Below are 25,949 nucleotides of genomic sequence, written 5' to 3' on the forward strand. Positions count from 1 at the left end.
GGCGCGCGGCGCGTCAGGCGCGCGCGCGGGTCATCCACACGTGCGGGATGCCGTCCTCGTCGTGCACGTCCGAGTTCGGCGTAAAGCCGAACGCCCCATAGAAACGCTGCAAGTGGGCCTGCGCATGCAGGCTCACCGGCGTGTCCGGCCATTGCGCACGGATGTGCTCGAGCGCGCGCGACAGCATCGCGTTGCCGAGGCCCGCACCACGAAACGGTGCGGTCGTCAGTACGCGGCCGATACGCACGTCGGTGTTCTGCGCATCCGGCAACAGCACGCGCAGGTAGCCGGCCACGCGCCCTTGCGCATCGTACGCAGCCAGGTGCCAAGCAGCCTGGTCCGCATCGTCGATGTCGCGATACACGCAGTTCTGCTCGACGACGAACACAGCGCTGCGCGCGTCGAGGATCGAATAGACTTCACGCGCCGTCAGCGCGTCGAAGGATTTCCAGCGCCAGTCGAGAGCGTCGGCGCGCGGGGAGGTGGCAGGGGCTGCAGCGTTCATGGTCGATCCGGATTCGGGCGCGCCGGCCGGCGCGCGTGCAACCGTTGATTATGCCTCGAAGCGCACGCGGCACACGACCACCGCTTTCATCCATGATAAAGGCCCCGCATTGCGCGGGGCCTGTCCGTCATGCCGGCATCTGGCCGAAGCGGCCGCTGTTGAAATCGTCGATCGCGGTCCGGATTTCCTCTTGCGAGTTCATCACGAACGGCCCGTAACCGACGACCGGTTCATCGATCGGCTCGCCGCTCAGGATCAGCAGCTTGACGTCGCCGTTCGCTTCGAGCTCGACGTCGCGGCCGTCGCGGCTCAGTTGCACGAACTGCGCTTCGCGGGCAACCGTCTCGCCGTTCACCAGCAACGTGCCGCTCAGCACGACCACCGCGAGCGTACGCCCTTCGGCGATCGGGAACCGCACACGACCGCCTGCTGCCAGCCGCACGTCCCACACGTCGATCGGCGTATGCGTGCGAGCCGGGCCGCGCCGTCCGTCGAATTCGCCGGCGATGATCCGCGCACGCCCTGCGCCGTCCGGCAGTTCGACCACCGGGATGTCGGTGTCCAGAATCGTCTGGTAGCCGGGCGCATTCATCTTGTCGGCGGCGGGCAGGTTCACCCACAACTGCACCATCTCGAGCGGACCGCCCCGCTTCGTGAACGCTTCGGAGTGGAATTCCTCGTGCAGGATCCCGCTCCCGGCCGTCATCCACTGCACGTCACCCGGGCCGATCGTGCCGCCTGCGCCGGTCGAGTCGCGGTGCGCGACTTCGCCGTCATAGACGATCGTCACCGTTTCGAAGCCGCGGTGCGGGTGCTGGCCCACGCCGCGCGGTGCCGAAGCCGGCTCGAAGTTCGCCGGGCCCGCGTAGTCGAGCAGCAGGAACGGGCTCAGATGCGCACCGTGAGACTGATAGCTGAACATCGAACGCACCGGGAAACCGTCACCGACCCAATGGCCGCGCGGCGCACTGTAGACACCCTGGATCTTCTTCATTTGCCTTCTCCGAATTGCGGCGAAACACGTGTTTCGCATCCTGAGTAGGAATATAGAGGTGGAACGATCGATCCGGTAGACTGCCAAAATCGCACTCAGCGTTCTATTTCATGAACGATAACGACCGGGATCTGAACGATCTCTATTACTTCGTGCAAGTCGTCGAGCACGGCGGTTTCGCGCCGGCCGGACGTGCGCTGAACATGCCGAAATCGAAGCTGAGCCGCCGTATCGCGCTGCTCGAGGCGCGGCTCGGGATGCGGCTGATCCAGCGTTCGACGCGCCGCTTCACGGTCACCGACGTCGGCCAGACCTACTACGCGCATTGTCGCGCAATGCTTGTCGAGGCAGATGCCGCCGACGAGGCGATCGCGCTGCTGCACGAGGAGCCGCGCGGCATCGTGCGCGTCAGTTGCCCGGTCGTGCTGCTCGACTCGCTGGTCGGCACGATGATCGCCGCGTTCATGGTCGCGTGCCCGCGCGTCGAAATTCATCTGGAGGCGACCAACCGGCGCGTCGACGTCGTCGGCGAAGGGATCGACGTCGCGATCCGCGTGCGCCCGCCGCCGCTGGAAGACAGCGATCTCGCGCTGCGCGTGCTGGCCGAGCGCGGCCAGTGCCTCGTCGCGAACCCCGCGTTGCTGCGCGAACACGGCGTGCCGGCCGTGCCCGCCGATCTCGCGCGCCTGCCCAGTCTCGATCACGGCGTGCCGCAGGCGTCGCACGTCTGGCGGCTGCGCGGCCCCGACGGCGCCCAGGCCGAAATCCACCACCAGCCGCGCCTCGTGACGGGCGGCATGCTGGCGCTGCGCGCGGCTGCCATCGCGGGCGTCGGCGTCGTGCAGTTGCCGACGATGATGGTGCGCGACGAAGTCGCGCGCGGCGAACTGGCGACCGTGCTGCCGGACTGGGCGCCGCGCCGCGAAATCGTGCATGCGGTGTTCGCATCGCGGCGCGGACTGCTGCCCGCCGTGCGCGCGCTGCTCGATTTCCTGGCGGAGCGGTTCGCCGAACTCGAACCCGATTGAGCGGCTTCGCGTCGGTCTGCGCCACCCTGGCTGCCATGCAATGGCAAACCGGACGCTGCAGACGGGCCGCGCGTGCCGTAGACTGCGGGACGCGCATCGCGCTTTTCACAACCCTTATTGCATTCCCGCCATGTTCACGCTGTCCAACGACCCTCACGCCTCCAAGGCCGAACTCTATGCGACGCTCGTCGAGCAGGCTCGCGCGCTCGTCGAATCGGAACGCGACCTGACCGCGAACGCCGCGAACTTCGCCGCGCTCGTCTATCACTCGCTCGATCGCCTGAACTGGGCCGGCTTCTATTTCTTCGACGGGACGGAACTCGTGGTCGGGCCGTTCCAGGGCAAGCCCGCGTGCGTGCGGATCGCGCTCGGCAAAGGCGTGTGCGGCACGGCTGCGCAGACCCGCGACACGCAGCTCGTGCGCGACGTGCATGAATTCCCGGGGCATATCGCATGCGATGCCGCGTCAGAATCGGAAATCGTCGTGCCGCTGGTCGCGGCCGACGGCACGCTGATCGGCGTGTGGGACGTCGACAGCCCCGTCGCCGCGCGTTTCGACGACGAGGACCGCAACGGGATGGAAGCGCTGTGCCGCGTGTTCGTCGAACACGCTTGGGAAAAGGCACGCGGTCGATAAACCAAGCGCTGCGCCGCCGGTCGCGACTCTCGCGCACAAAAGGCGCTGCGCGACCGCACATGCAAAAAGGGCCCCGTTCGGGGCCCCTTTTCGTTGCATCGCCGCTTCACGCGGCCTGCTACGCGTGTCAGGCCGCTTGCGAGCCGGACAGCGCCTCGGACGCCTGCGGCTTCACGTCGTCCGACAACACCTCGAAGCCCTGCTCCGTCACCACGACCATGTGCTCCCATTGCGCGGACAGCGAATGGTCCTTCGTGACAACCGTCCAGCCGTCGGCCAGCACGCGCGTATCGCGCTTGCCCGCATTCAGCATCGGCTCGATCGTGAAGATCATCCCCGGCTGCAGCGGCACGCCGGTGCCCGGACGGCCGTAGTGCAGCACCTGCGGCTCGTCGTGGTACACGTCGCCGATCCCGTGGCCGCAGTACTCGCGAACCACGCTGAACCCTTCGCGATGCGCGATCTGCTGGATCGCATAGCCGACGTCGCCGAGCGTCGCGCCCGGACGAACCGCGCGGATCCCCGCATGCATCGCCTCATAGGTCGCCGCGACGAGGCGCCGCGCGAGTTCGCCCGGCTCGCCGGCGAAGTACATGCGGCTCGTGTCGCCGAACCAGCCGTCCTTGATCACCGCGATGTCGAGGTTCACGATATCGCCATCGCGCAACGGCCGCGACGACGGGATGCCGTGGCAGACCACGTGATTGACCGACGTGCAGAGCGTCTTCGGATAGCCGTGGTAGCCGATGTTCGCCGGGATCGCACCGAGTTCGTCGACGATGTATTCGCGGCAGAGTACGTCCAGGTCGTCGGTGGTGACGCCCGGCTTCACGTGCTCGGTGATCATCGTCAGCACCTGGGACGCCAGCTTTGCAGCCTCGCGCGACTTGGCGATTTCTGCGGCGCCGCGGATCGGGATTTCGCGCTTCGCCATTACGCCACCTGCTCGATGCCGTGCGCCACCGACTCCGTCGGCCCGGTATCGCCACCGCGCGCTTCGGCCTCGATCAGCATCCGGCAGATGTCACCGTAGGACAGCGACGGATTGAGTTCCGACATCATCCCGACCCGCAGCCAGTGCTCCGCCTGCGCGTTGATCGACCGGCTCAGCGCCGTGCTGGTCGAGCGCAGCCGTTCGTGCATGTGCTCGGATATCTTGATGATTCCCATATGTCTCTAATTAAGCGAAATGTAGTCGTTTCATATATTACGCTCGACATCGCCGTGGGGCAAGCATCCGGGCACGATGAATTCCGTTGACATCAAATTCCAACTTGCTGGAAAATAAATCCATCATGCAAGAACAGACTGCCTCCCCTGCCGACGATACCGGCATCAACGAACGCATCGCCCGCCGCGTGCGCGACCTGCGCACCCTGAGAGGCTACACGCTCGATGCGCTCGCCGCGCGTTCCGGCGTCAGTCGTTCGATGATCTCGCTCATCGAGCGTGCGTCGGCCAGCCCGACGGCCGTCGTGCTCGACAAGCTCGCGGCGGGCCTCGGCGTGTCATTGGCCGGGCTGTTCGGCGGCGATCGCGACGACACGCCTGCCCAACCGCTGGTGCGACGCGCGCAGCAAGCGGAATGGCGCGATCCGGCGTCCGGCTATGTCCGGCGCAATGTGTCGCCGCCCGGCTGGCCGTCGCCGATTCAGCTCGTCGAGGTCGATTTCCCGGCTGGCGCGCGCGTCGCATACGACAGCGGCGGACGCGAAAGCGCGCTGCATCAGCAGGTATGGGTCGTTCACGGGCGCGTCGACGTCACGTTCGGCGACCAGCTTCACGAACTTCACGAAGGCGACTGCCTGGCCATGCGCCTCGATCAGCCGCCGATTTTCAGCAACCCGTCATCGCAGGCCGCGCGTTATGTCGTCGCGATCTGCGATGTATCCGCCGCCACCGGCGCGCGGAATGTGTAATCCGTCATTCGTTCAAAGCCGACAGGCGCAGGAGCCCGTATGAATTCCCCGAAACAGCGCGACGACGTGCGCCTGATCGATTGCAGCGAAGCCGAGCATGCAGCCGCCATCCTCGAGATCCTCAACGAGGCGATCGTGAACTCGACGGCGCTGTACGACTACAAGCCGCGTCCGCCGGAAGCGATGATCACGTGGTTCGCGACGAAGCGCGCGGGCGGTTTTCCGGTCGTCGGTGCGGTGGATGAAGCGGGCACGCTGGTCGGCTTCGCGAGCTGGGGCACGTTCCGCGCGTTCCCCGCGTTCAAGTACACGGTCGAACACAGCGTTTACGTGCATCGCGACCATCGCGGCCGCGGGCTCGGCGAGTTTCTGCTGCGCGAGTTGATCCGGCGTGCGCAGGAAGCCGGCGTGCACGTGCTGGTCGGCTGCATCGACGCGACCAACGGCGGCAGCGTCACCCTGCATACGCGGCTCGGTTTCGTGCACTCGGGCACGATCACGGAAGCGGGCTTCAAGTTCGGTCGCTGGCTCGATGCCGCGTTTTATCAGCTCAGGCTCGAAACGCCGGCGCAGCCGGTGGATGGTTGAGCGGCGCGTTCATGATGACGCGGGCGGCGTTGAAGGCCCGCCACCTGCGCAGCGACGATGCCGCCGCAAATGAGCAACAAGCATGGGGATCTGCGCGCGGAAAAAAGAAAAGCCCCGCCGAAGCGGGGCTTTTCTTTTCTTGCTGGAGGCGCGAGCCGGAGTCGAACCGGCCTAAACGGCTTTGCAGGCCGCCACTACTCCATAAAAATCAACTAGTTACTTATAATAACCACTCAAATAAACCGCCTACGTTTCACGATCACGCCCGGGTTTGCTCCGAGATCGTTGAGCAAACCATCGATGTTGACTATCTGTCCCCGAACAGTGCTCAGCAGATCCCAAAGAGGCGCTACTCCCGAGACGTCCCACAATACGCGCCCATCCTGATCGAGAACCGCGAGGCAAACACTCTCATTCCAGTACAGCGTGTCACGTTCACCGTCGTATGCTCGCGAACGAATCTGATAGATGCCATATCGCGTGCCCTTATGATTTGTCTCTAAATATAAGGGAACGACACAATCAGTCCCAGCGGTGATCGATGCCGGCGCTTGGTGTATCGCCCACTTAATCTCGCCAAGCGATGTCAGACGGTTTAGCTGTATGACCAACTGCAGAGATTTTTCGTCGGTAACCATAGCCCTGTTCACTTCCAGTTCAAATTCTTCATAATTTGCTCAAGACTCGCGATCGCCATCTGAAGATCCAAGTAGAAATCCCATGCCTCGTCCTGGTTGGTAACTCTCTCAGTCTTTCGAAACTTGCGGTGAATGCGCGATACCGTACCACCATCCGATCTCGACAAAAGCTTTCGCGCCACCCCCAACAACTCTATGGTGACTTTGATTTTCCCCACCACTTCGTTTCTGTTCTGGGGCCAGCTTGGAATCAGCGTGTTCAGCTCCGACCCCTTCGCGGCCAAATCCTTCGTCAGGTCAGGCAATCGACCTCGTGCGGCGTACTGCCGACGAATACTCCCAACCTGCCACGTTACATAAAGCGTCAACAGAAACCCGAGAAACGAAGCACCGGTGGTGACGTCCTGGGCCCATTGGGGAAATATGCTCCCTGCGGTTGCAACCCCTTGCGTTACTTCGGCCGCTGGTTGATCTCCTACAGCCCGCACTGGCTCTTCTCCATATTTTCAAAATTTTCTGGGGCGTCCACTAGTCGGCTACACCTACACATCGTGCGCCTGCTGAAATTGTACGAGACACAACGCGTCTGTGTAACATCAGCCACCTCAAACCTACTTTGGCCCAACCACCATCTCGTCGGTCGGATAGAGTTGCAGCATCGCGCGCGCGGCCTCGACGTTCGGTGCAGTCAACCACGCCTCCCAGTCGTCGGGCCGCAGAATCACGACGGAGCGCTTCTCATCGAACAGCTTGTGCATATGGGCCATGAGCGGATGCCCATCTGCGTTCACCGTGATCATCGACATCACGTGATGGTCAGCCCCGTCCTGATTTGTCAGCGTGCGCCAGATGCCGGCGACGCACATCATCGGCCGGTCGGCCACGCCGATCCTCTGCCACACATACGGCCCGAGCACCCAGTCGCCATTGGCTGCTTGGCGAGCGTCCGGATATGACGGCTCAACCACGGATCGCGCCGGAATCAGGCAACGCCTGCCGCCCCGCCACGTCGGGCCGTACAACGGAGATTTTCCAAGGTTGTCGTCGCGTACGTTCATCGTGCTGCGGATGATCGGCGGTTTTTTGCCCTGCTCCCTCGCCTTCTCGACGTTGGCCTTCTGGAGCGTACGCGGCCAGAAGCCGAAACCAGCGATCAGTGGCTTGAACTGCCCGTCGATGCTCGCGACGATCGGCGCGTCATAGTCCTGGTAGATCTCCGGTTTCCACGGCGTCCAGCGATAAAGGTCGCGGAAATTGTCGATCTTCAGCTCGCTCAAGCCCGGATCCTCGCCGGGCGCCACGTAGTTCGATGGGATGAACGCCGCTGCACACTGTTCATATCCTTCGCAGTCGACAAATGCTCGCTACACCGTCGTCATCGGTCTTGGCATATCACCCTCCCAGCCCCCTCGTTGCACCGCCGATCGGGATTCGGCTCCGCTCAATATCTGAGGCTTGACGGGACCATCATACAGCACGATAGACTGTATATCCATACAGCATCATATCGCATCATGAAACCGCGTTGGGCTTACATCTGGGAATACACGTGCCCGAATCAGGGCGTTCGTGTACGGACGTTCACTCAGTTGACCAAGGATGAATTCATCCGGCAACTGTCAGGGTTCTTTCCTGATGCAGACCCAGTGCCAATCGAGGAAACAAAGGTCGATCGCAACCTCGTTCCGTATCGCGAGCCTGGTCTTCGGCGAGTACGGCAGATGCCGGAATTCGATGCCCCAACTGATGTGGAGTTGCGACAACTATGGCGCACGCACCACGATCCGGAGGTTCGCCGGCTAATCCTCGAAATCGTGGCACTACGAAAATCGCTTTACGAGATCATGAACTGTTGGCAACGGATCGACAGAGTCACGGCCGATTACGGCGATCTCGGGGGTGCGTTTGGGCACTGGCGCAAGCTATTCTTGCTTGTGCGGGATGAGATGCGTCGCGCCGGAATATCTCTGTGATGCGACCACCGCACTCCACGCCGACCACAAATAGCGATCTCTAGTCCGCAGCACAAATTTCAAACCGTTCTAGGCCGGAGCGATTCGACCTAGTCTGTGCGGGTGTATAGTCTCGGGCGGTGGGGATCGACCGTGAATCCGAACAGCAGTCGATAGCAATGCCGGAGCCGAATTAGACCAAAGGAAAAAATATGGACTGGATGGAACTCATAAAATCAACGACACCTTTTCTCGTTTCACACCCAGACACTATCCTACTGACATTTGGCGCCGGAATATCTGCTGGATTTACGGTTGGGATACTCTCCGGAAAGTCCACGATTAACGGGCTAAGGGAGCAACTCACGGCACGAGACGAACGCATAACATCTTACAAAGATGCGAAAGACCACGCGCAAGCCGAAATTTCCAAATTGCAAGCCGAATTGCTTGATTTGAGAAAGCGTACTGGCATGGAGTTGCCCGGCCCTCACAAATATGCCGGGATGACAAACGCCGATCTACAAAAGTCTGTCAGCGTGATTGCAAGCCAGATTGACACTCTTGCCGCTGAGATCAAGAACTACTCAACCAACCGGACTTTCCAAGACAGAAGTGATATAACTCCCGAAAAGTTCATGGAGGAGTCACGAAAACAGTCTCTATTCTTTTCAGAGAAGATGCACCACTACAAAAAGATGCTTCGCGCCGATGCCATCCTTTTACGTGACGAAATGAACAATCGAGGTGTCACACCAACGCCCGCAGGGATGTACCCTCCGGAGATGGTCGATCACTCCTTCGACAACCCAGTAAATACCTTTGGGCTAGATTGCGTTTCCCGTGCCCTAAACACGATGGCGCAAAAGCTGTCGACTTAACGTGGAGCGGATAGCGATGGATTGCCAAGGACAAAGAACGCTCTACTTGAAGGCGAACGGCAATTTCGTTTGCGAAGACGACATCGGCGAGCAAGTTACTTTGGGCTCGATTCCCACTTCTGCGGATGTCGACATGGCAGCGCTGGTGGATGGATGGCACTTCAAACGCATGCGCGACAAGATGAGCGCTGACCGAGCCCCGTGGCCGCTGGTCTGCGAACGCTGCGCCTTCTTTCGCCCCGCAGATTCACTTCGTACTGGCGTTATCGACAGATCTATCGAGAAGATCCAGGTCGAGACCACTCTTGCTTGCAAACTTAAATGTCCTGGATGCAACGGCTTATGGCAGGCGAAGAATCTGCCGGGCCCCGCTGTTCTTTCTACGGAAAAATATCGAGCGATGCTCGAATCGTGCCAACGCTCAGGACTCGCCGTTGAATGGATTGAATACTGCGGCCAGGGAGAGCCACTTTCGCACAAAGAGTTTCCAAAGTTCATGGAGTGGACGCGGGACATACTACCCAACACCAAGCAGCGCGTCATCACGAACGGAAACTTCGATTTTGATAACCGCTTTCCCGAGATTCTTCCCGAACAACTGATCGTATCGTGCGACGGCGTGCATCAAGCGTCGTACGAGCAGTATCGAATCGGCGGGGACGTATCCCAAGTCATCGAGTTCATGCGGCGCGCATCTGCGCGTACGAAGGGCGATCCGACCAAGACCGTCGTCTGGAAGTACATCCTCTTCGCTCACAACGACGGGGACGATGAGATCATCGCCGCGCAAGAACTTGCTGAGGAAATAGGCGTCGACCGGCTCTTGTTTGTCATGACTCACACCCGCAATAAATCTCGGAGGTTTCGACCGGGCACGGGCGAGGAAATACCGCTGCGAGGCAAGATCGCTCGCTTCAACTCCACGCCCGTCTTATATCGAGACGACCTAGCTCGCGAAAGCGACGAACAAGACAACGGCAACGACGGACGCTTCATTCACGCGGTGATCGACGAAGTACGCAAAGTGGAGCGCGGGCAGCTCGTCCGCGGATGGGCAATTGGCGACTATGGAAAGGAGCCGTCACGTGTGTGGCTACGCGATTCAACCGGCATCGAATACGAACTAGCTGTCGCACAACATAGGCCAGACATCGCGCTTGCTGCTCCACAATGGGCAAATGAGAGGACCGGCTTCTCCGGCGTTGTAGAAGCAGAGAGCTTGGATATCGGTCGCTCAAGCTTATGGGCGACGATCGGTGGCCACGATCTTCGCATCGAACTTCCCGTTGCACTGCTCTCGAAGACTGACACCACGACTACATAGCGATTCGGCTAAACATCAAACTTGGCCGCACCAAGGACGCTCCCGACCCGCAGTGCTACCGCGGGCCGAGAGCGTCATCTACTTCGCTAGCGGTCTCCAACCACAAACCTTTGCGCCCGTACGATTGTGCTCGAGTACGGCACGGGCAGTCGAATCGGACAAGACATCCGTCTTTTCCAGATAGATCGGCTTTGTCCAGGAACAGGCGCTGTCGATAACCTTCGTATGTGTCTCGACCTGCGCCGGCGGCAATGCCGGTCCCGAGCACGTACCACAACCAGCCAGCGCTACGGCCACGCTAATTGCGGCGAGTCCAGGCTTGCAGTTCATCGCGGACCTCCTCGGCCGACATTCCGGTCAGATCGTTATTAATGCCGGTGCGCGCAGCTGCAGCATCGCTACCAGCCTGCATGGCCGTCGCTGAAGCCTGAGCCTCTGCCGTTTGCAATTGAGCGACCTGAGCGCTCGCCTCCGCAACCATCTTATCAGCTGCAGCTGAATCGACCTTCGCCCGTTGATGCCGGAACAGGCCAAACACAACGCCAGCCGCCGCAAGTAGCCACGGTCCGATTTTAAAAATGAGCGGAACGACAGAGATCATGACTGCACCTCCTTCACCGCTTGCTGGTGATAACCCGGCCAAGTCTCCGGATGCGGCTTACCTGGGCGCCATACACGCGTATATAGCGCCCACCCACCGTCGGCGTCATTCACGGCTGGCAGCACCTTCGGATCCGTAAACAGGCTCAGACGAGCGACACCCGCCGCCAGAACATCATCCGTTGCGAGCGCGCTGTAGATCGACGCGGGACTGAATGCAACGCCACGCACGCCACAAAGCATGCTCAACCAATACCGACTTGCCTCGTGGAGATAGACACCCCACACCCCACCGTGAGACTGCGCCGTTCCTTGCTCGAACTGCCAAAATCCACGCGCAGGGCCGCCCAGCTGCTGACGGTACGTGAAGCGTGATTCCTGAAGCCCGATCGACAACAGCATCACGCGCGCTTGCGGCGTATCCATCGCGGCCGGCAGGATTTTCAATGCGGGCGCCACCGCACTCCCGATAATCTGATCAAGCGTCATCGCTTTTACCCCCCCGATCCGCCGGGCAAGTACGACGCACGGCGGTATAACGAACGGCAACGATCGACGCGAACAAGATCGCGTACGCCATTGCCTGCTGAAAATGAGCCGGGATCACGGCCTTGAGGTCGTCCGGGACGCTATGCCATGCATCGCGGATCTCCGGGCCGAATGCGGAAATCGCCGCCAATGCAGACGAGAGGATGACCGTCCCCCTCTTGTGCAGATTCCGCCAGTCATCGGCCAAAGTTACTTTCCAAGTCATCGCGCCCACCTCCGCGTTTCTGGCCGATTGCCGGCTGAGCTGTAGATGATTTGCTGCGTCAGTTGATCCAGCTTCGCGTTCGTATCCTTCACGTCCTGGCCGATGCCGCGCAGTTGCTCTTTCACGTCGTTTCGCTGCTGATCAAGCGCGCGCTCCATTTGAGTGAAATGCGCCTCCTGCTGCTTGTCGTGCTCCTCCAGCGTTTGCACACGGCCAACGAGCGAGTACCACATCGCCGTAGCGCCGAGTGCGGCTGCGAGCGCCGAGAAAACCATCGACTGCACGTTGACGGTCATATCGACCGCTTTTCGACCGGTTGCCGGTGGCGTGCTCATGAGTTACCCCTGTTCTCATCGCAAATAAAAAAGCCGCCCTATGGGCGGCCCGTGTCGTTACTGAAACGGTCATCAGTTAGGTAGCGTTTGCCGATTTAGCCTCTCCCTCCAGAGCTGCAATGCGTGCCTCCATTTCGTCGCATCGAGAGTCAGATTTTTCGAGTCGCCAACGCAGATATGCGACCTCCATGGCGTGTGACTCTTCATATCGGATGCCATACAGATCTCCTGCAGCACGGATCAGTCGCTTACCAGCCGCGCGAGAAAGAATGCGCTGCGCTGGCTGCGTGATGATTGGGTCACCCAACCTGTCCACTAGATCCGACACGACGGCCGGAACGTCCTGGTATTCGTCGCCCCATTCCTCGTACTCGTCATCCCACACGTCATGACAAAGGAAGCCGAAGATCGTCGCATCGAGACCGCGCGCGGAAAATGCGGCGACGACCTGTTGGGCGACTACCCCGACGTGCCAACGCGCATCCTTACCCTTAACCTCGACCGAATCGATAAATCGAAAAACTGCATAGCGGACGTCAGCCCATGCCTCGAAGACCCGTTCGACCGAAGTCCCGTTGATCGAATTTTGAACGTCGGAGAGCAGCGTGACGCCATCCTTCGCACGCTGATCAGAAGTATTGATCGCCCCGTTTTTTGCGAAGATGGTACCGAGTCGATAACTCGCCACACCTAAATCGATAGTCCCGTCAGTGCTCGGCCGCAACGCGCCACTGAATACCGTCGTTGCGCTGGAGAGCGTGATCGATGATCCCGCGAGCAGCTGAAGGTTTCCCATGCCATTGGTAGCCGACCCGCCGCTTGAGATCATCCGAACATCGTAGTCGACCGGGAAACCGCCGGAATGAAGGTCTATAAACGAACTTCCTGCAGCAGTTGAACTGCCAACCTCGATTGATGCGCCAGGCGCCCCGAGCTGCAAGCTCTTATTGGTTAGACGCACATCGCCTGAGTCCAAAATGTACTCGTTGCATGGCACAAGCTTGATGCCACGGAGTACAGTTCCATCTTGCGACCCAGCCGAGATTACGGTGCTATCACTACCCAACGAATAGGCACCGTTCGCACTTGAGAACATCAAGCCGTTTCGCCAACGCAAGCCCGCAGCACCGCCTGTACAGTTGATTTGCGCATCAACTGCAATTCCCCGAACCCCGATACGCGACCCAATCTGGATGCCGGTGTGAATGTAGATCTCGTTGCCACCCGATGCGGTCGTGATGGTGTTGAATTCGCATGCCGTCACGTTCGTGATGAAGCGGCCGCCTTTGTGGTAGCCGACAAAGTTTGAGCCAAAGTACTGGCCCTTCCCCACCGGATCATCCGCTGTGCCGCCGTCGCCGGTTGAGGTAATACAGGAGCCAGCAATGCCAACATAATTGCGGTCTGGGTTGGCACTGCTTGTGACGGCATCCTGAATTGCAAACGCCTCAATTGCATGGCGACCGCCTTGTGCCGTTGCGCCGCCAAAGTGCAATTCCATGCAGTATCCGTCCACCTTGGCGGCGGCTTTGATGCGATCACCAGTGTTGATTTCCACCGAGTCTTAACCCACCGATTTCATCTAAATCTGACCCACCCTGAGACAGCGTAGTACATCTATTCCGGTGTGGATAACTCTTCGTTACCCGCTGGTTTTGCTGCTCTTTTTCTTGTTGTCTTTGCCTTGGCAGAACTGGTCCTGAAGCGCCACGATTCATTGCCCGTTTCGACGATGTGGCAGTGATGGGTGACGCGGTCCAGCAGCGCTGTCGTCATCTTTGCATCCCCGAACACGCTCGCCCACTCGCCGAAGCTGAGATTGGTCGTGATCGCGACGCTCGTGTGCTCGTAAAGCTTTGAGAGCAGATGGAACAGCAATGCACCGCCGGTCTGGCTGAACGGCAGATAGCCCAGCTCATCGAGAATCACCAGATCGACGTACATCAGCTTGTGGGCGATCTGGCCTTGTTTGCCGATGGACTTCTCCTGCTCCAGGGCGTTGGTCAGCTCGACGGTCGAGAAGTAGCGCACACGCTTGCCGTGGCGCTGTACGGCTTCGATTCCGATCGCTGAGGCGAGGTGCGTCTTGCCAGTGCCCGGACCACCGATGAACACGACGTTGTGCGCGCTTTCGAGGAACGACAGCTCGCTCAGTTCGCGCACCAGCGCTTCGTCGACGTGTGCCTGCGCGAAGTCGAAGCCCTTCAGGTCGCGGTGGGCCGGGAAGCGCGCAGCGGTCATTTGATAGGCGATCGAGCGCACCTGCCGTTCGGCGGTTTCAGCCATCAACAGCTGCTTCATGAAGCGCTCCGGCTCGAAGTCAGTGTGGCGCGACTGCGCGAGCAGCTCCGGCCACGTGCTCGCCATGCCGTGCAGTTTAAGACCCTTGAGCTGGGCCGCGATATCGTTAGACATGACGATCCTCCGGTGGGTTGGCGCGCAGCGTCTCGTAACGGCTCACGTCGGCCGCGGGCTCTTCCTTGAGCTGGAGTTTCGTCGTGGCGAGGCTGCCATTCGTGACGGGCGCCTTCAGCCGGCTCAGCACGTTCAGGACGTGCTCTGCGCTGGGGCGTCCTGAATCCAGCGCAGCCTGTACGGCGAGCAGCACCGCATCGAGCCCGTGTTCGCGCACCGCAGCGAGCACCTGCGTCATGACGCGATCGCCGCCCGGGTGTTTCAGCAGATGCCGCTGCAGCAGTTGCAGCGGCTGCGGCATCGTGATGAACGGTGCGCCGTTGCGCAGTGCGCCGGGTTTGCGCTCGACCAGCGTGACGTAGTGGCGCCAATCGTAGAAGGTCATGTGCCGCTCGAAGCTGCGTTCGTGGCGTGCGATCTCCTGGGCGTTGGCGACGACGCTGAGATATGCCGGATAGCAGCGCACGCTCACCAACTGGTTCGTGTACTCGGTGGGCACGCTGTAGCGGTTGCGTTGGAAGTGAATCAGGCTGGTCGACGAGACTCGCAGGGTCTGCTCGATGTAGCCGTCGAACGGCCGTGGATTGGGCATCAGCCGGGTACGCTCGTCCTGCAGCACATCCTCGACTGTCAGCTCAGGCCACTGCGGGTGCCGCATGTGCCACGCCTCACGACACTGACCAGCGACCCATTCGTTCAGGATCTCCAGCGTTTCCCAGCGCCGTAGCGCTGCTTCGTGCCAGATCTGACGTCGCCGGTCCTGAACGTTCTTCTCGACGATGCCTTTCTCCCAGCCTGCAGCCCGGTTGCAGAACTCCGGCTCGAACAGGTAGTGACTGCACATCGCTTCGAAGCGCGCGTTGACCGCACGCTCCTTGCCGCGGCCAACCTTGTCCACGGCGGTCTTCATGTTGTCGTAGATGCCGCGCCGCGGCACGCCGCCGAACGCGGCGAATGCGCGGGCGTGCGCATCGAACAGCATCTCGTGACTCTGTGTGGGATAGGCGACGAGCCAGAACGCGCGGCTGGAGTTAAGTTTGACGTGGGCGACCTCCAGGCGTCGCCGTAGCCCGCCAACAAACGCGTATTCGCAGCTCCAGTCAAACTGGAAGGCTTCGCCGGGTTCGAAGGCGAGCGGCACGAAGGCCTTCCTGCGAGGCGCCTCAGCCTGCTCCTCGTGCCAACGCCTCACGAACGCGCTTACGCGGCCGTAGCTGCCGGCGTAACCCTCGGCGCGGATCGCCTCGAACATGAACCGGGCGGTGCGCCGGTCACGCTTCGGGCGATGACTGTCGGCACGCAGCCAACCTGTCAGCTGTGCGGCCCAGTCGTCGATGACGCTCGGGCTGACGCGCTTCGGATACTTCGGCTCGACAGCATCAGTCTGCCGCAGCCAGCGGCGCACCGTGTTTCGGGACAGGCCCGTACGCCGCGCAATCTCGCGCAGTGGGACCTTCTCGCGGAAATACATCCGCCTGATCTTGGCCAATATGCCCACCGTGATCACCTTTGTATCCCCTGCTCAAAGATTGAGCAGGGCATTCAATCACGTGGGTCAAAATTCGATGAAAATTTTCAGCTCTAGTGGGTCAGTTCTGTGCGGACATCAACACCTGAAGATCGACCGCACAACCCTCCTCGACATAGTGCATCGCGGCGAGATTCTCGGCGCCAAGATTGGACGCGCATGGGTCTTTCTTGAGGATGACGTCGTCGCCTACCTGCGCGAGCAGGTACAGGCGCAAACTCAGAAACGAATTGAACAGATCATGTCGAGCTCGACTGTGATCAATCAAAAAGTCGACCGCGCGATTCGCAGGCAACTTTCAGCAACAGATCCTCGCCGCCCCGGGCGCAAGGCTAGGCCATTGCCACATCTACCTGATCCTGGCTGCATCGCCAGCGAATCAAGTATTTGACCTAATATGTCGTTGAACGCTTGGACATTGCCACACCCCGTGGAGTGTCCAACCTTCAGCTGTTATCAGTCGTCAAAAGTCATTCCGAAATAACCGATTTGGTAGCCGTCAACATCTCCCAGTTGTGCTGAGTCCCACCCCACAAAAGTTACTTTGACGTCGTCAGGATTAGCTATCCCCTCCAGTATCGGAACAATTCGGAATCCGGGCTTCATGCTCATTCCCAACTGAATCCCACCTCCAACATCTGCCCGTTGCTCACGCTTCAAAAGCTCCTTCATAGCACTAACAGGACTCACAAGCACTTGCCTTGCCTCGGATAGCTCAATATATACTGTTGCAAAGTCCTCCGCACCGCTCCCCATAATGCTGATGAACCTCTCAAAGATGACGAGATTTTCACATGTCATTTCAAATAAATCTGCGCGGCGCACTGGCTTAATTTTATATGCCTTAAGTTCATCGCTCACGGCACAGTGCCCAAATACCATTAATTCAAAATAAGCGGCATTGAAATCAGAATTACTACCCAACCTCATTGCGACATCAGTGAAATAGTGGTTTGCAACCTTCGCAAATAACTGCGCGACGGCCTCTACCGAGACAGCCCGCGCTTGCCCCTTACCTGCGCTCAGGCTCTGAGTGAAAACATTCGCGAGCGAATATGTGCTGATTGCTCCAAGAGTCGCACCGGAATATGCAAAGCCATAAGTGACCCGTCTTGCAATTGTCGGGACACCGACCGTTTCAGTCTCCTCATGACATACCACGGAAATAGGAAGAATTTTTGGACCACTATCCGTTGATACGGAATCGCCACGCGATATTCTCGTATCGGCCGCACAAAGTAATTTATCGTGCTTCTTGCTATACCACAGTACAACGATTGTCATTTTATCCCCGGTCGAGATTATTGTTCGAATGTACGTTACGCCAGCAGATGGATTTAATCATTCACGTTTACCATAACCGCATTGCGAGGTCGCTGCCGCGAAGATTCGCATACCGCATCAGCACCTTCGGGTTCGTGTGTCCAGTGATCTTCGCGATCTGGATGTCGCTCAGCGTGGTCCGCTCAAACAGCCGCGACGTCGCCTCATGTCGGAGATCATGGAACACAAGGTCCGAGCAGCCCGCCGCGTCGAAGATCCGCCCAAACTGAGCCGATAGTCGAGACGACACACGGGCGAGCACCTTTCTCCGCAGCAGTGGGGCGCCTTCCGCGCGCATCGATGCTTCCATGTCGCCCACCCATGGGAATAGCTGGCCGCCGTCAAAGGTGAAGCCGTCCATCGCGGGATCCTGGCCAGTCACTGCGGCGACGTAGCGCTCGTAAGCGGCAATCGCCACCGTCGTGAGCGGCACTGCACGCTTACTCCCGTTTTTTGTCCGCTCGAGCGCGGCCGTCCGGCGGCCGACGTCGAACTGGTCGATCGCGAGCGTATACATTTCCCGCATCCGCATCGCGGACTCTATACCCAGCTCAAAGAGAAACACCAGCGCCGGCCGGTACGGTAGTTCGAACGCGCGCTCGCGACCCTTTGGCTTGCCGCCACCCATCAACCGCCGAATCTCCACTAGCTCGTCATCGCTCAGTCGGCGATCTCGATGCACGTCCTCCTTCGCGTCGACGTCCTGTGCCTCAACCGCGACGCGGTCTTCTTCGGTATAGGTCGCGTAGCGCTTCGGGAGCAGCCGGATCGGGTTCGTCGCCAGCATCGGCGTGCCAGACCTCACTACCCAATCGAGGCAGCGAGCAAGCGCACCGACATAGTGACGAATCGTCGACGGGGAAAGATGGTCACGGCGCTTCATACTCGTGACCCATTGCTCAACCCATCTGTAGTCGAGCGTAGACAGCGCCTTCGCCTTTGTGGCCTCGCGGCCGAGCAGCGCATTCAGTACCTGGACGTCGGAGTCGGGGACGGAGACGCGACGCAAATAGGCCCGGATTGCGTCACCAGTGGTCGCGAGTGAGGCGTGCTGCTGCACGACCTCTTCCGGCACGATGCCGGCGTCGAGCAGCTGCTCGAGGCGGGCGACATACGCATCACCCTCTTCCTCGGTGTCGAACGTGAGCGAAAGTGGCTTTGGTAAAAGCTTCGCCCGTTTGATGGTGTATTCCCACGTGCCCGACGGCCGCTGTCGTTTGTTCGCCATGCCCTGGTCAACTCGCCTCGATTGCCAACTAGCCGATCTACGGGTGGTTGGCGTCGGTTTTTGGTTGGTTAGAGGCGACTTTTTACCACTCTTGGCGACGCATTTCCATCTTTGGAAATGTGCAGAAAAAAGAAAAGCCCTGACGAATCAGGGCTTTATCTCGTTCTACTTGGAGGCGCGAGCCGGAGTCGAACCGGCCTAAACGGCTTTGCAGGCCGCTGCATAACCGCTTTGCTATCGCGCCAAAAGCGGACTGTCCGGATGCCATGAAGACAACTGACAGATTTTTTATTCGAGGACCATCAGTCCATCAAATAAAAAGGGAAGCTTGGCTTCCCCATTACTTGGAGCGGGAGACGAGTCTCGAACTCGCGACCTCAACCTTGGCAAGGTTGCGCTCTACCAACTGAGCTACTCCCGCATTGTCCTGCACATGCAGCGTCTTGCCGTACAACACGCCGCCAGAAAATCTGGAGCGGGAGACGAGTCTCGAACTCGCGACCTCAACCTTGGCAAGGTTGCGCTCTACCAACTGAGCTACTCCCGCATGTGTCCTGCATCTGCAGCGCTTTGCCGTATAACACGCCGCCAGAAAAATCTGGAGCGGGAGACGAGTCTCGAACTCGCGACCTCAACCTTGGCAAGGTTGCGCTCTACCAACTGAGCTACTCCCGCGTATTGCTGCGCTACTGCTTCCCCGTCACACACTTACTTTGTCGTGCAGCGGAGAAGCGAGATTATGTCGAAGGCACATTCGTATGTCAAGGGCTTTTCCAGCCCTTTTTCCAAAAACCTGCTTGGTCGAATGGGTGTGCCCTCGTCACGCGCCGCCGCGCTCGCGAATCTGCGGCCATGCGAGCTTCATGTAGTACAGCATCGACCAGATCGTCAGCACCGCCGCGAGATACATCAGCCATTCGCCCCACCCGCGCGTGTCGATCGTCACGATGCCGAGCGGCAGCGGGCCGTAGTAAAGCAGCATCGGGATCGCGACCATCTGGCATGCGGTCTTGAACTTGCCGAGCTGGTTCACCGCGACGCTCTTCGACGCGCCGATCTGTGCCATCCACTCGCGCAGCGCGGAGATCGCAATCTCGCGGCCGACGATGACCAACGCGATCGCCGCATCGACCCGCGAAATCTGCACGAGGATCAAGAGCGCCGCCGTCACCATCAGCTTGTCCGCGACCGGATCGAGGAATGCACCGAACGACGACGTCTGGTTCCACTTGCGGGCGAGATACCCGTCGAACCAGTCGGTCAGCGCAGCGAGAATGAAGATCGCCGCCGCCGCGATATTGCGGTGCGCGCCGCCCATCACCGTGTCCGGCAGATAGAACACGCCGACGACGAGCGGGATCAGCACGATCCGTACCCACGTCAGGAAAATCGGGAAATTGAACGGCATGGCATGCGGGTCAGTAAAGGATTCGCAATTGTGCCGTGTCGACCGGCCCGCCACAAGAACGCCAAAACGCGCGCAGGGGCAACCGGCCGCACGGCCTGTCAGTGAAGCTGCTTGTAGATCTGCTCGGCCAGCGCGTGCGAGATGCCCTCGACACTCGCCAGCTCCTCGACGCTGGCCGCAACGACGCCGCGCAGCCCGCCAAACCGCGCGAGCAGCCGCTGCCGGCGTTTCGCGCCGACCCCTTCGAGCTCCTCGAGCCGCGAAGTCTGGCGCGCCTTCGCCCGCTTCGCACGCATCCCGGTGATCGCGAAACGGTGCGCCTCGTCGCGGATCTGCGCAACGAGCATCAACGCCGCACTCTCCTTGCCAAGCTCGAGCGGCGTACGGCCGTCCGCGAATACGAGCGTCTCGAGGCCAACCTTGCGCCCCTCGCCTTTCGCGACGCCAACCAGCATCGACGTGTCGAGCCCGAGCTCCGTGAACACCTGGCGGGCGATCTCGACCTGGCCCTTCCCGCCGTCGATCAACACGATGTTCGGCAGCAGGCTCGATGCCTCGGCCTGTCGCGTCGATTCGCCGTCGATGCCGGCCGCGTCGTCGGCCGCTGCCGCCTGTGCAGCCTGCTCGACCATCTTCTCGTAGCGGCGCGTGAGCACCTGCCGCATCGCCGCGTAATCGTCACCCGGCGTGATGCCGGTGATGTTGTAGCGACGGTATTCGCCGGACTGCATCTTGTGATGGTGGTAGACGACGCACGACGCCTGCGTCGCCTCGCCCATCGTATGGCTGATGTCGAAACACTCGATCCGCAGCGTCGCGAGATCGTCGCATTCGAAGCTGAGCGTCTCCGCGAGCGCACGCGTACGCGCCTGCTGCGAGCCCTGCTCGGACAGCAGCCGCGCGAGCGCGAGCCGCGCATTCTGTTCGGCCATCGACAGCCACGCGCGCCGCTGCCCCTGCGGCTGCCGCACCATCGACACCTTGTGGCCGGCCTGCTCGGACAGCAGCTCGAGCAGGTCGCGACTCGCGGGCGCGTGGCTGACGACCAGCACGGGCGGCACGCGATTGCCGAGATAGTGCTGCGCGATGAACGCATCGAGCACCTCGGCCTCCACCGACGGCGCTGCGCCACGCGTGCCAGCTGCTTCTTCTACTACCTCGACCGTCGCGTCTTCCGTCGGCAGGTCCGGCTGCGCGCCAGCCTCGCCCGCCAGCGCCTCGGCGTCGTCACCGAGACCGCCTTCGGCAAGCGTCAGCGCACTTTCGACATGCGTCGGGAAATAGGCCTTGTCACCGAGATGCCGCCCGCCGCGCACCATCGCGAGGTTCACGCACACGCGTCCGCCCAGCGCGACGACCGCCAGGATGTCGACGTCGCTGTCGCTGCCGACCTCGATCGCCTGCTGGTGCAGCACCGTCGCGAGCGAACTCATCTGGTTGCGCACGGCCGCCGCCTGCTCGAACTTCAGTTCGCCGGCGAACGCGTGCATCTTCTGCTCGAGCTCCTTCATCACTTCCGACTGCCGGCCGAGCAGGAAGCGCGCGGCATTCGACACGTCGATCGCGTAGTCGTCCGCCGAGATCGCGCCGACGCACGGCGCGGTGCAGCGCCCGATCTGGTGCAGCAGGCACGGCCGCGTGCGGTTGTTGAACACCGAGTCCTCGCAGGTGCGCAACTGGAACACGCGCTGCAGGATCTGGATGCTCTCGCGCACGGCCCACGCGCTCGGGAACGGCCCGAAATACTGGTTCTGCTTGTCGACCGAGCCGCGGTAATACGCCATGCGCGGGAAACGATGCGCGGTGAGCTTCAGGTACGGATACGACTTGTCGTCGCGAAACAGGATGTTGTAACGCGGCGCGAGCGCCTTGATCAGGTTGTTCTCGAGCAGCAGCGCCTCGGCCTCCGAGCGCGTGACGGTCGTCTCGATGCGCGCGATGCGCGTGACCATCATCGCGATGCGTGGCGACAACTGCGTCTTGGTGAAATAGCTCGATACGCGCTTCTTCAGGTCGCGCGCCTTGCCCACGTAGAGCACGGCGCCCGCTGCGTCGTAGTAGCGGTAGACGCCCGGCATGTGCGGCAATTGCGCGAGGATCTTCTTCGGTTCGAACGGAATGTCGGCGGCTTCTGGGGATGTCATGCGTGATCCGGGCACCTTGTGGCGCGGAACGGGTCCATTAGAATCGCCAGTTTAGAGCATTCACCGGCCCGCTTCGATGCCCCGCACCGCCCCCGCCTCCCCTTCGCCGCTCGCGCCCGACGAACCGATCGCCTGCGACCTCTTCTGCACCGTGATCGACAACTTCGGCGACATCGGCGTGTGCTGGCGCCTCGCCCGCCAGCTCGCGCACGAGCACGGCTGGCAGGTTCGCCTCTTGATCGACGACCTGGGCACGTTCGCGCGCCTGCTGCCGGGGGTCGATCCCGATGCCGGCCGCCAGACGCTCGACGGCATCGTCGTCGAACACTGGCATGCGGAAGTCGGCGACGCGCTGGATATCGCCGATGTCGTGATCGAGGCGTTTGCGTGCGAGCTGCCCGGCGCGTATCTCGCGGCGATGGCGCGCCGCGCGCGCCGCCCGGTGTGGATCAACCTCGAATACCTGAGTGCCGAGGACTGGGTCGCCGATTTCCATTTGCGCCCGTCGCCGCATCCGCGCTATCCGCTGCTGAAGACGTTCTTCTTTCCGGGACTGTCGGCCGGCACCGGCGGCGTGCTGAAGGAGCGCGACCTCGATGCGCGCCGCGCAGCCTTCGACTCCGATGCCGCGGCGTGCACCGCGTGGTGGCAGCGGACGACCGGCAGCGCACCGCCCGCGCCCGGCACGACGGTCGTCAGCCTGTTCGCGTACGAGAATCCGGCCGTCGACGCGCTGCTCGCGCAGTGGCGCGACGGCCCGTCACCCGTGGTCGCGCTCGTGCCGGCCGGTCGCATATCGCCCGCGCTGGCGCGCTTCTTCGGGGTCGAATCGTTCGGCGCCGGCGCGCGTGCAATTAGCGGCAACCTCACCGCATACGGGCTCGCGTTCGTCCCGCAGGCCGACTATGATCCGCTGCTGTGGGTGGCCGACGTGAATTTCGTGCGCGGCGAGGACTCGTTCGTTCGCGCGCAATGGGCACGCAAGCCGTTTGTATGGCACATCTACCCGCAGTCGGACGATGCGCATCTGCCGAAACTCGACGCGGCGCTCGCGCATGTGTCGGCGAGCCTTGCCGATGCGCCGCGCGCGGCGCTGGAACGCTTCTGGCATGCATGGAACAGCGCCGGCACGCCCGATTGGGCCGATTTGCTGCAATATCGCACCGAGCTGGACGCAAATGCAGCCCACTGGGCCGACGCGTTGGCGAGCGTCGGCGATCTTGCCGGAAAGCTGGCGGAATACGCAAAATCTCAGTTAAAATAAGCGGTTATCCGACGGCTGACCACGCAAGCGCTCGCGTTTGGGCTCTTGGCGCCCACCGGAACGCCCCGCCGCTTGCGCCGTCAGCCGTTGCGCAACGCTCAGGCACCTATTTATTTGATTGGATCAGGACAGTTTTTATGAAGACCGCACAGGAACTCCGCGTAGGCAACGTCGTGCAGATCGGCAGCGAAGCATGGGTCATCGCAAAGGCGGAATACAACAAGTCGGGCCGTAACTCCGCCGTCGTCAAGATGAAGATGAAGAACCTGCTGACGAACGCAGGTCAGGAATCGGTCTACAAGGCTGACGACAAGTTCGACGTCGTCGTGCTCGACCGCAAGGAAGTGACGTACTCGTACTTCGCCGACCCGATGTACGTGTTCATGGACGCCGACTACAACCAGTACGAAGTCGAAGCGGAAATGATGGGCGAAGCGCTGAACTACCTCGAAGACGGCATGGCTTGCGAAGTCGTATTCTACAACGAGAAGGCGATCTCGGTTGAACTGCCGACGATCCTGATTCGCGAAATCACCTACACGGAACCGGCCGTCAAGGGCGACACGTCGTCGGGCAAGGTGCTGAAGAACGCCAAGCTCGCAACGGGCTTCGAACTGCAAGTGCCGCTGTTCTGCAGCACCGGCGACAAGATCGAAATCGATACGCGTACGAACGAATACCGCAGCCGCGCGTAATCGGTCTGCGATTTCCGCATCGAACAAAGCGCCCTTCGGGGCGCTTTTTGTTTGTCCGGCGCCAACAGCGGCGTGCGCTGCCGCCAGAAGCAGCACAAAAGCCACCGGTAAAGATATTCAATTTGTATCATCGGTAACTGTTTTATAGCGCAGGAGAAATAATGCTCGTCACGCGTTCGGCGGGGCATAAAATCAGTTTTTAATCTGACATGCGGCTGCGGCCGGCTTGATGCCGACAGCCCGCCTCTCTTGACTCGACTCGCGTTCACCATGCCACACGCCCTGATTGTCGAAGACGATCCCAACAGTCTGTCCGGCCTCACCGCGCTGCTCGCCGCAGACGGCTTCTCGGTCGACACGGCCACGTCGCTCGCCGAAGCGCGCACGGCGCTCGGCCGCTCGATTCCCGATGTCGTCCTCGTCGACCTGAACCTGCCGGACGGCAGCGGATTCGACCTGCTCCAGCACCTGCCGCAACAGCAGCCGAACGGCTCGCTGCCGGTGATCGTGCTGACGGGCAATGCGACCGTCGAGAGCGCGATCGAAGGCCTGCGTCACGGCATCTGGGATTACCTGCTGAAGCCGATCAACATTCCGCGCCTGCGCAGCCTGCTCGCCCGAATTCCACGGCCCTACGAACTGATTGACGAAGTGCAGACGCTGCGCGCGTCGCTGCGTCACCTCGGCCGCTTCGGCGCCCTCGTCGGCCGCAGCGAACCGATGCAGCACGTGTACGACACGATCGAGCACAACGCGCGTACCGAAACGGCCGTGCTGTTCGCGGGCGAAGCCGGTACCGGCAAGAAGCTGGCCGCGCGCGCGCTGCACGACCTGAGCCGCCGCCGCAAGGGGCCGTTCGTCTCGTTCGACTGCCGCACGATCGCGCAGGCCGACCGTCACGGTACGTCGCTCGACAGCGTGCTGTTCGGCCACGAGCGCGGTGCATTCGACGGCGCCGAGCGGCGCGAATCGGGCCTGTTCGAACAGGCCGGCGGCGGCACGCTGTTCCTCGACGAGATCACCGCGCTGCCGCTCGTGCTGCAGGAAGCGTTGCTGCATGCGCTCGACTCGCAGAATTTCATGCGGATCGGCGGCACGAGTTCGATCGCCAGCGACTTCCGGCTGATCGCAACGACGCGCCGCCCTGCACGCGAAGCGGTCGCGAACGGCACGCTGCGCGAGGATCTGTGGCTGCGTCTCGATGCAGCGTCGATCACGATGCCACCGCTGCGCGAGCGCGACGGCGATGCGCTCGCGATCGCCGATGCGCTGATCGACGAACTGAACCGCGAAGCACGTGCCACGGGCCGCAGCACGACCGACAAGCGCGCGGCGCCGGGCTTCGTGCGTGAATGCCTGTCCTATGAATGGCCGGGCAACGTGCGCGAACTGCAGGAGCGCGTGCGCTTCGCGTACGACGCGTCGGGCGACTTCATCGAAACCCTGCGTGCGGGGGAGGCCAGCTTCGTGGCCGGTGCCGCGCTGAACGGCAGCAGCGTCCAGATCAAGGTCGGCACCCCGCTGTCCGACGTCGAGGATCTGCTGATCCGCGCCACGCTCGACGCGGTCGGCGGCACGCGCCACCGAGCAGCGACACTGCTCGGCATCAGCCCCAAGACGCTGTACAACAAACTACAGCGGATGAAGGTCAACTGAGCGCGCCGCAGTTGTCGGGGGTGTTGGTTGGGGCTGACGGTTAGTTGCGCAAAGAGGGATCGCTCCACACGTCGCCCCGATGAAAAGAAGCCGCGCATCAGCGCGGCTTCTTTGTTTCCGGCCACCGGGACGG

General features: G+C 61.3%; 29 protein-coding genes and 4 tRNA genes. 11 read left to right on the forward strand and 22 right to left on the reverse strand.

The window, feature by feature from the left end; genetic code table 11:
* Window positions 1–13 precede the first annotated feature (13 nt).
* Both BX604_RS01730 and BX604_RS01735 read right to left on the reverse strand, forming a co-directional pair.
* The gene (locus BX604_RS01730) at window positions 14–505 is read right to left on the reverse strand and encodes a GNAT family N-acetyltransferase (protein ID WP_098549299.1); all 492 of its coding nucleotides are present in this window, start codon (window positions 503–505) and stop codon (window positions 14–16) included.
* A gap of 127 nt (window positions 506–632) precedes the next feature.
* Complete coding sequence (locus tag BX604_RS01735) at window positions 633–1,499, reverse strand: pirin family protein (RefSeq protein ID WP_098549300.1); 867 nt, start codon at window positions 1,497–1,499, stop codon at window positions 633–635.
* A gap of 110 nt (window positions 1,500–1,609) precedes the next feature.
* Here BX604_RS01735 and BX604_RS01740 point away from each other — a divergent pair, with 110 nt between their 5' ends.
* Together BX604_RS01740 and BX604_RS01745 are read left to right on the forward strand one after the other, a co-directional pair.
* Window positions 1,610–2,527: a LysR family transcriptional regulator gene (locus tag BX604_RS01740; protein WP_098549301.1), complete on the forward strand. Its 918-nt coding sequence runs from the start codon at window positions 1,610–1,612 to the stop codon at window positions 2,525–2,527.
* A gap of 130 nt (window positions 2,528–2,657) precedes the next feature.
* On the forward strand, window positions 2,658–3,164 hold the full coding sequence (locus BX604_RS01745; protein WP_098549302.1) for a GAF domain-containing protein: 507 nt from the start codon (window positions 2,658–2,660) through the stop codon (window positions 3,162–3,164).
* 127 nt (window positions 3,165–3,291) lie between these two features.
* Here BX604_RS01745 and map read toward each other — a convergent pair whose 3' ends face one another.
* Both map and BX604_RS01755 read right to left on the reverse strand, forming a co-directional pair.
* Window positions 3,292–4,098 (reverse strand): type I methionyl aminopeptidase, encoded by an 807-nt coding sequence (gene map / locus BX604_RS01750; RefSeq protein ID WP_098549303.1) that lies wholly within the window; start codon window positions 4,096–4,098, stop codon window positions 3,292–3,294.
* Window positions 4,098–4,334: a ParD-like family protein gene (locus BX604_RS01755; RefSeq protein ID WP_098549304.1), complete on the reverse strand. Its 237-nt coding sequence runs from the start codon at window positions 4,332–4,334 to the stop codon at window positions 4,098–4,100. Before BX604_RS01755 ends, map begins: the two co-directional genes overlap by 1 nt.
* 125 nt (window positions 4,335–4,459) lie before the next feature.
* Between BX604_RS01755 and BX604_RS01760 the strand changes: the two genes are divergently transcribed.
* Together BX604_RS01760 and BX604_RS01765 are read left to right on the forward strand one after the other, a co-directional pair.
* Window positions 4,460–5,083, forward strand: coding sequence for a helix-turn-helix domain-containing protein (locus BX604_RS01760; RefSeq protein WP_098549305.1), 624 nt, complete (start codon window positions 4,460–4,462; stop codon window positions 5,081–5,083).
* Between the two features lie 39 nt (window positions 5,084–5,122).
* Window positions 5,123–5,671 (forward strand): GNAT family N-acetyltransferase, encoded by a 549-nt coding sequence (locus tag BX604_RS01765; protein ID WP_098549306.1) that lies wholly within the window; start codon window positions 5,123–5,125, stop codon window positions 5,669–5,671.
* 233 nt (window positions 5,672–5,904) lie between these two features.
* Here BX604_RS01765 and BX604_RS01770 read toward each other — a convergent pair whose 3' ends face one another.
* The 3 genes from BX604_RS01770 to BX604_RS01780 form a co-directional block, all read right to left on the reverse strand.
* Complete coding sequence (locus BX604_RS01770; RefSeq protein ID WP_098549307.1) at window positions 5,905–6,309, reverse strand: hypothetical protein; 405 nt, start codon at window positions 6,307–6,309, stop codon at window positions 5,905–5,907.
* An 8-nt stretch (window positions 6,310–6,317) separates the two neighbouring features.
* Entirely contained in the window at window positions 6,318–6,797 is a 480-nt protein-coding gene (locus BX604_RS38205; protein ID WP_143747990.1) for a hypothetical protein, read from the reverse strand.
* A gap of 123 nt (window positions 6,798–6,920) precedes the next feature.
* Window positions 6,921–7,625 (reverse strand): SOS response-associated peptidase family protein, encoded by a 705-nt coding sequence (locus tag BX604_RS01780; protein WP_098549309.1) that lies wholly within the window; start codon window positions 7,623–7,625, stop codon window positions 6,921–6,923.
* Window positions 7,626–7,898: 273 nt separating this feature from the next.
* Here BX604_RS01780 and BX604_RS01785 point away from each other — a divergent pair, with 273 nt between their 5' ends.
* The 3 genes from BX604_RS01785 (at window position 7,899) to BX604_RS01795 (ending at window position 10,466) form a co-directional block, all read left to right on the forward strand.
* On the forward strand, window positions 7,899–8,282 hold the full coding sequence (locus BX604_RS01785; protein ID WP_257146266.1) for a hypothetical protein: 384 nt from the start codon (window positions 7,899–7,901) through the stop codon (window positions 8,280–8,282).
* Between the two features lie 191 nt (window positions 8,283–8,473).
* Window positions 8,474–9,142, forward strand: a complete 669-nt coding sequence (locus BX604_RS38210) for a hypothetical protein (protein ID WP_143747991.1) — start codon at window positions 8,474–8,476, stop codon at window positions 9,140–9,142.
* Window positions 9,143–9,158: 16 nt separating this feature from the next.
* Window positions 9,159–10,466, forward strand: a complete 1,308-nt coding sequence (locus BX604_RS01795; RefSeq protein ID WP_143747992.1) for a radical SAM protein — start codon at window positions 9,159–9,161, stop codon at window positions 10,464–10,466.
* 298 nt (window positions 10,467–10,764) lie between these two features.
* Here the strand turns inward: BX604_RS01795 and BX604_RS38215 are convergent, their stop codons facing one another.
* From BX604_RS38215 to istA, 7 genes are all read right to left on the reverse strand, one after another.
* Window positions 10,765–11,067: a hypothetical protein gene (locus BX604_RS38215; protein WP_143747993.1), complete on the reverse strand. Its 303-nt coding sequence runs from the start codon at window positions 11,065–11,067 to the stop codon at window positions 10,765–10,767.
* On the reverse strand, window positions 11,064–11,555 hold the full coding sequence (locus tag BX604_RS01805; RefSeq protein ID WP_098549314.1) for a hypothetical protein: 492 nt from the start codon (window positions 11,553–11,555) through the stop codon (window positions 11,064–11,066). The genes BX604_RS38215 and BX604_RS01805 overlap by 4 nt, the downstream gene beginning before the upstream one ends.
* The gene (locus BX604_RS01810; RefSeq protein ID WP_098552670.1) at window positions 11,545–11,820 is read right to left on the reverse strand and encodes a DUF7940 domain-containing protein; all 276 of its coding nucleotides are present in this window, start codon (window positions 11,818–11,820) and stop codon (window positions 11,545–11,547) included. Before BX604_RS01810 ends, BX604_RS01805 begins: the two co-directional genes overlap by 11 nt.
* Window positions 11,817–12,155 (reverse strand): hypothetical protein, encoded by a 339-nt coding sequence (locus BX604_RS01815; RefSeq protein ID WP_098549315.1) that lies wholly within the window; start codon window positions 12,153–12,155, stop codon window positions 11,817–11,819. Before BX604_RS01815 ends, BX604_RS01810 begins: the two co-directional genes overlap by 4 nt.
* Before the next feature lie 76 nt (window positions 12,156–12,231).
* Window positions 12,232–13,713 (reverse strand): tail fiber domain-containing protein, encoded by a 1,482-nt coding sequence (locus BX604_RS38220; RefSeq protein WP_143747994.1) that lies wholly within the window; start codon window positions 13,711–13,713, stop codon window positions 12,232–12,234.
* Window positions 13,714–13,772: 59 nt separating this feature from the next.
* Entirely contained in the window at window positions 13,773–14,570 is a 798-nt protein-coding gene (gene istB / locus BX604_RS01825; RefSeq protein WP_060091270.1) for an IS21-like element helper ATPase IstB, read from the reverse strand.
* A complete protein-coding gene (gene istA, locus BX604_RS01830; protein ID WP_217443306.1) occupies window positions 14,563–16,041 on the reverse strand; it encodes an IS21 family transposase in 1,479 nt (492 codons plus the stop codon). Before istA ends, istB begins: the two co-directional genes overlap by 8 nt.
* 94 nt (window positions 16,042–16,135) lie before the next feature.
* Between istA and BX604_RS01835 the strand changes: the two genes are divergently transcribed.
* On the forward strand, window positions 16,136–16,489 hold the full coding sequence (locus tag BX604_RS01835; protein WP_098549317.1) for a helix-turn-helix domain-containing protein: 354 nt from the start codon (window positions 16,136–16,138) through the stop codon (window positions 16,487–16,489).
* 65 nt (window positions 16,490–16,554) lie between these two features.
* Here BX604_RS01835 and BX604_RS38225 read toward each other — a convergent pair whose 3' ends face one another.
* The 8 genes from BX604_RS38225 to uvrC all read right to left on the reverse strand — a co-directional run bounded on the left by BX604_RS38225 (window position 16,555) and on the right by uvrC (window position 22,201).
* Window positions 16,555–17,382, reverse strand: a complete 828-nt coding sequence (locus tag BX604_RS38225; protein WP_143747995.1) for a hypothetical protein — start codon at window positions 17,380–17,382, stop codon at window positions 16,555–16,557.
* A 67-nt stretch (window positions 17,383–17,449) separates the two neighbouring features.
* Window positions 17,450–18,649, reverse strand: coding sequence for a site-specific integrase (locus BX604_RS01845; RefSeq protein WP_098549319.1), 1,200 nt, complete (start codon window positions 18,647–18,649; stop codon window positions 17,450–17,452).
* 170 nt (window positions 18,650–18,819) lie between these two features.
* Window positions 18,820–18,893 (reverse strand) — tRNA-Cys (locus tag BX604_RS01850).
* Window positions 18,894–18,994: 101 nt separating this feature from the next.
* Window positions 18,995–19,070: transfer RNA gene (locus tag BX604_RS01855), tRNA-Gly, on the reverse strand.
* A 50-nt stretch (window positions 19,071–19,120) separates the two neighbouring features.
* Window positions 19,121–19,196: transfer RNA gene (locus BX604_RS01860), tRNA-Gly, on the reverse strand.
* A gap of 52 nt (window positions 19,197–19,248) precedes the next feature.
* Window positions 19,249–19,324 (reverse strand) — tRNA-Gly (locus BX604_RS01865).
* A gap of 145 nt (window positions 19,325–19,469) precedes the next feature.
* Window positions 19,470–20,057 carry a CDP-diacylglycerol--glycerol-3-phosphate 3-phosphatidyltransferase gene (gene pgsA, locus BX604_RS01870; RefSeq protein ID WP_098549320.1) on the reverse strand — a complete coding sequence of 196 codons (588 nt, stop codon included), beginning with the start codon at window positions 20,055–20,057 and terminating at the stop codon, window positions 19,470–19,472.
* A gap of 98 nt (window positions 20,058–20,155) precedes the next feature.
* Window positions 20,156–22,201, reverse strand: coding sequence for an excinuclease ABC subunit UvrC (uvrC, locus tag BX604_RS01875; protein ID WP_098549321.1), 2,046 nt, complete (start codon window positions 22,199–22,201; stop codon window positions 20,156–20,158).
* A gap of 76 nt (window positions 22,202–22,277) precedes the next feature.
* Here uvrC and earP point away from each other — a divergent pair, with 76 nt between their 5' ends.
* From earP to BX604_RS01890, 3 genes are all read left to right on the forward strand, one after another.
* A complete protein-coding gene (earP, locus tag BX604_RS01880; protein WP_098549322.1) occupies window positions 22,278–23,465 on the forward strand; it encodes an elongation factor P maturation arginine rhamnosyltransferase EarP in 1,188 nt (395 codons plus the stop codon).
* A gap of 137 nt (window positions 23,466–23,602) precedes the next feature.
* A complete protein-coding gene (gene efp, locus BX604_RS01885) occupies window positions 23,603–24,160 on the forward strand; it encodes an elongation factor P (protein WP_098549323.1) in 558 nt (185 codons plus the stop codon).
* 270 nt (window positions 24,161–24,430) lie between these two features.
* Window positions 24,431–25,816 carry a sigma-54-dependent transcriptional regulator gene (locus tag BX604_RS01890; protein WP_098549324.1) on the forward strand — a complete coding sequence of 462 codons (1,386 nt, stop codon included), beginning with the start codon at window positions 24,431–24,433 and terminating at the stop codon, window positions 25,814–25,816.
* The last annotated feature ends 133 nt before the right edge of the window (window positions 25,817–25,949 follow it).

Source organism: Burkholderia sp. JKS000303 (genome assembly GCF_002563755.1).
Taxonomy (GTDB): Bacteria; Pseudomonadota; Gammaproteobacteria; order Burkholderiales; family Burkholderiaceae; genus Burkholderia; species Burkholderia anthina_B.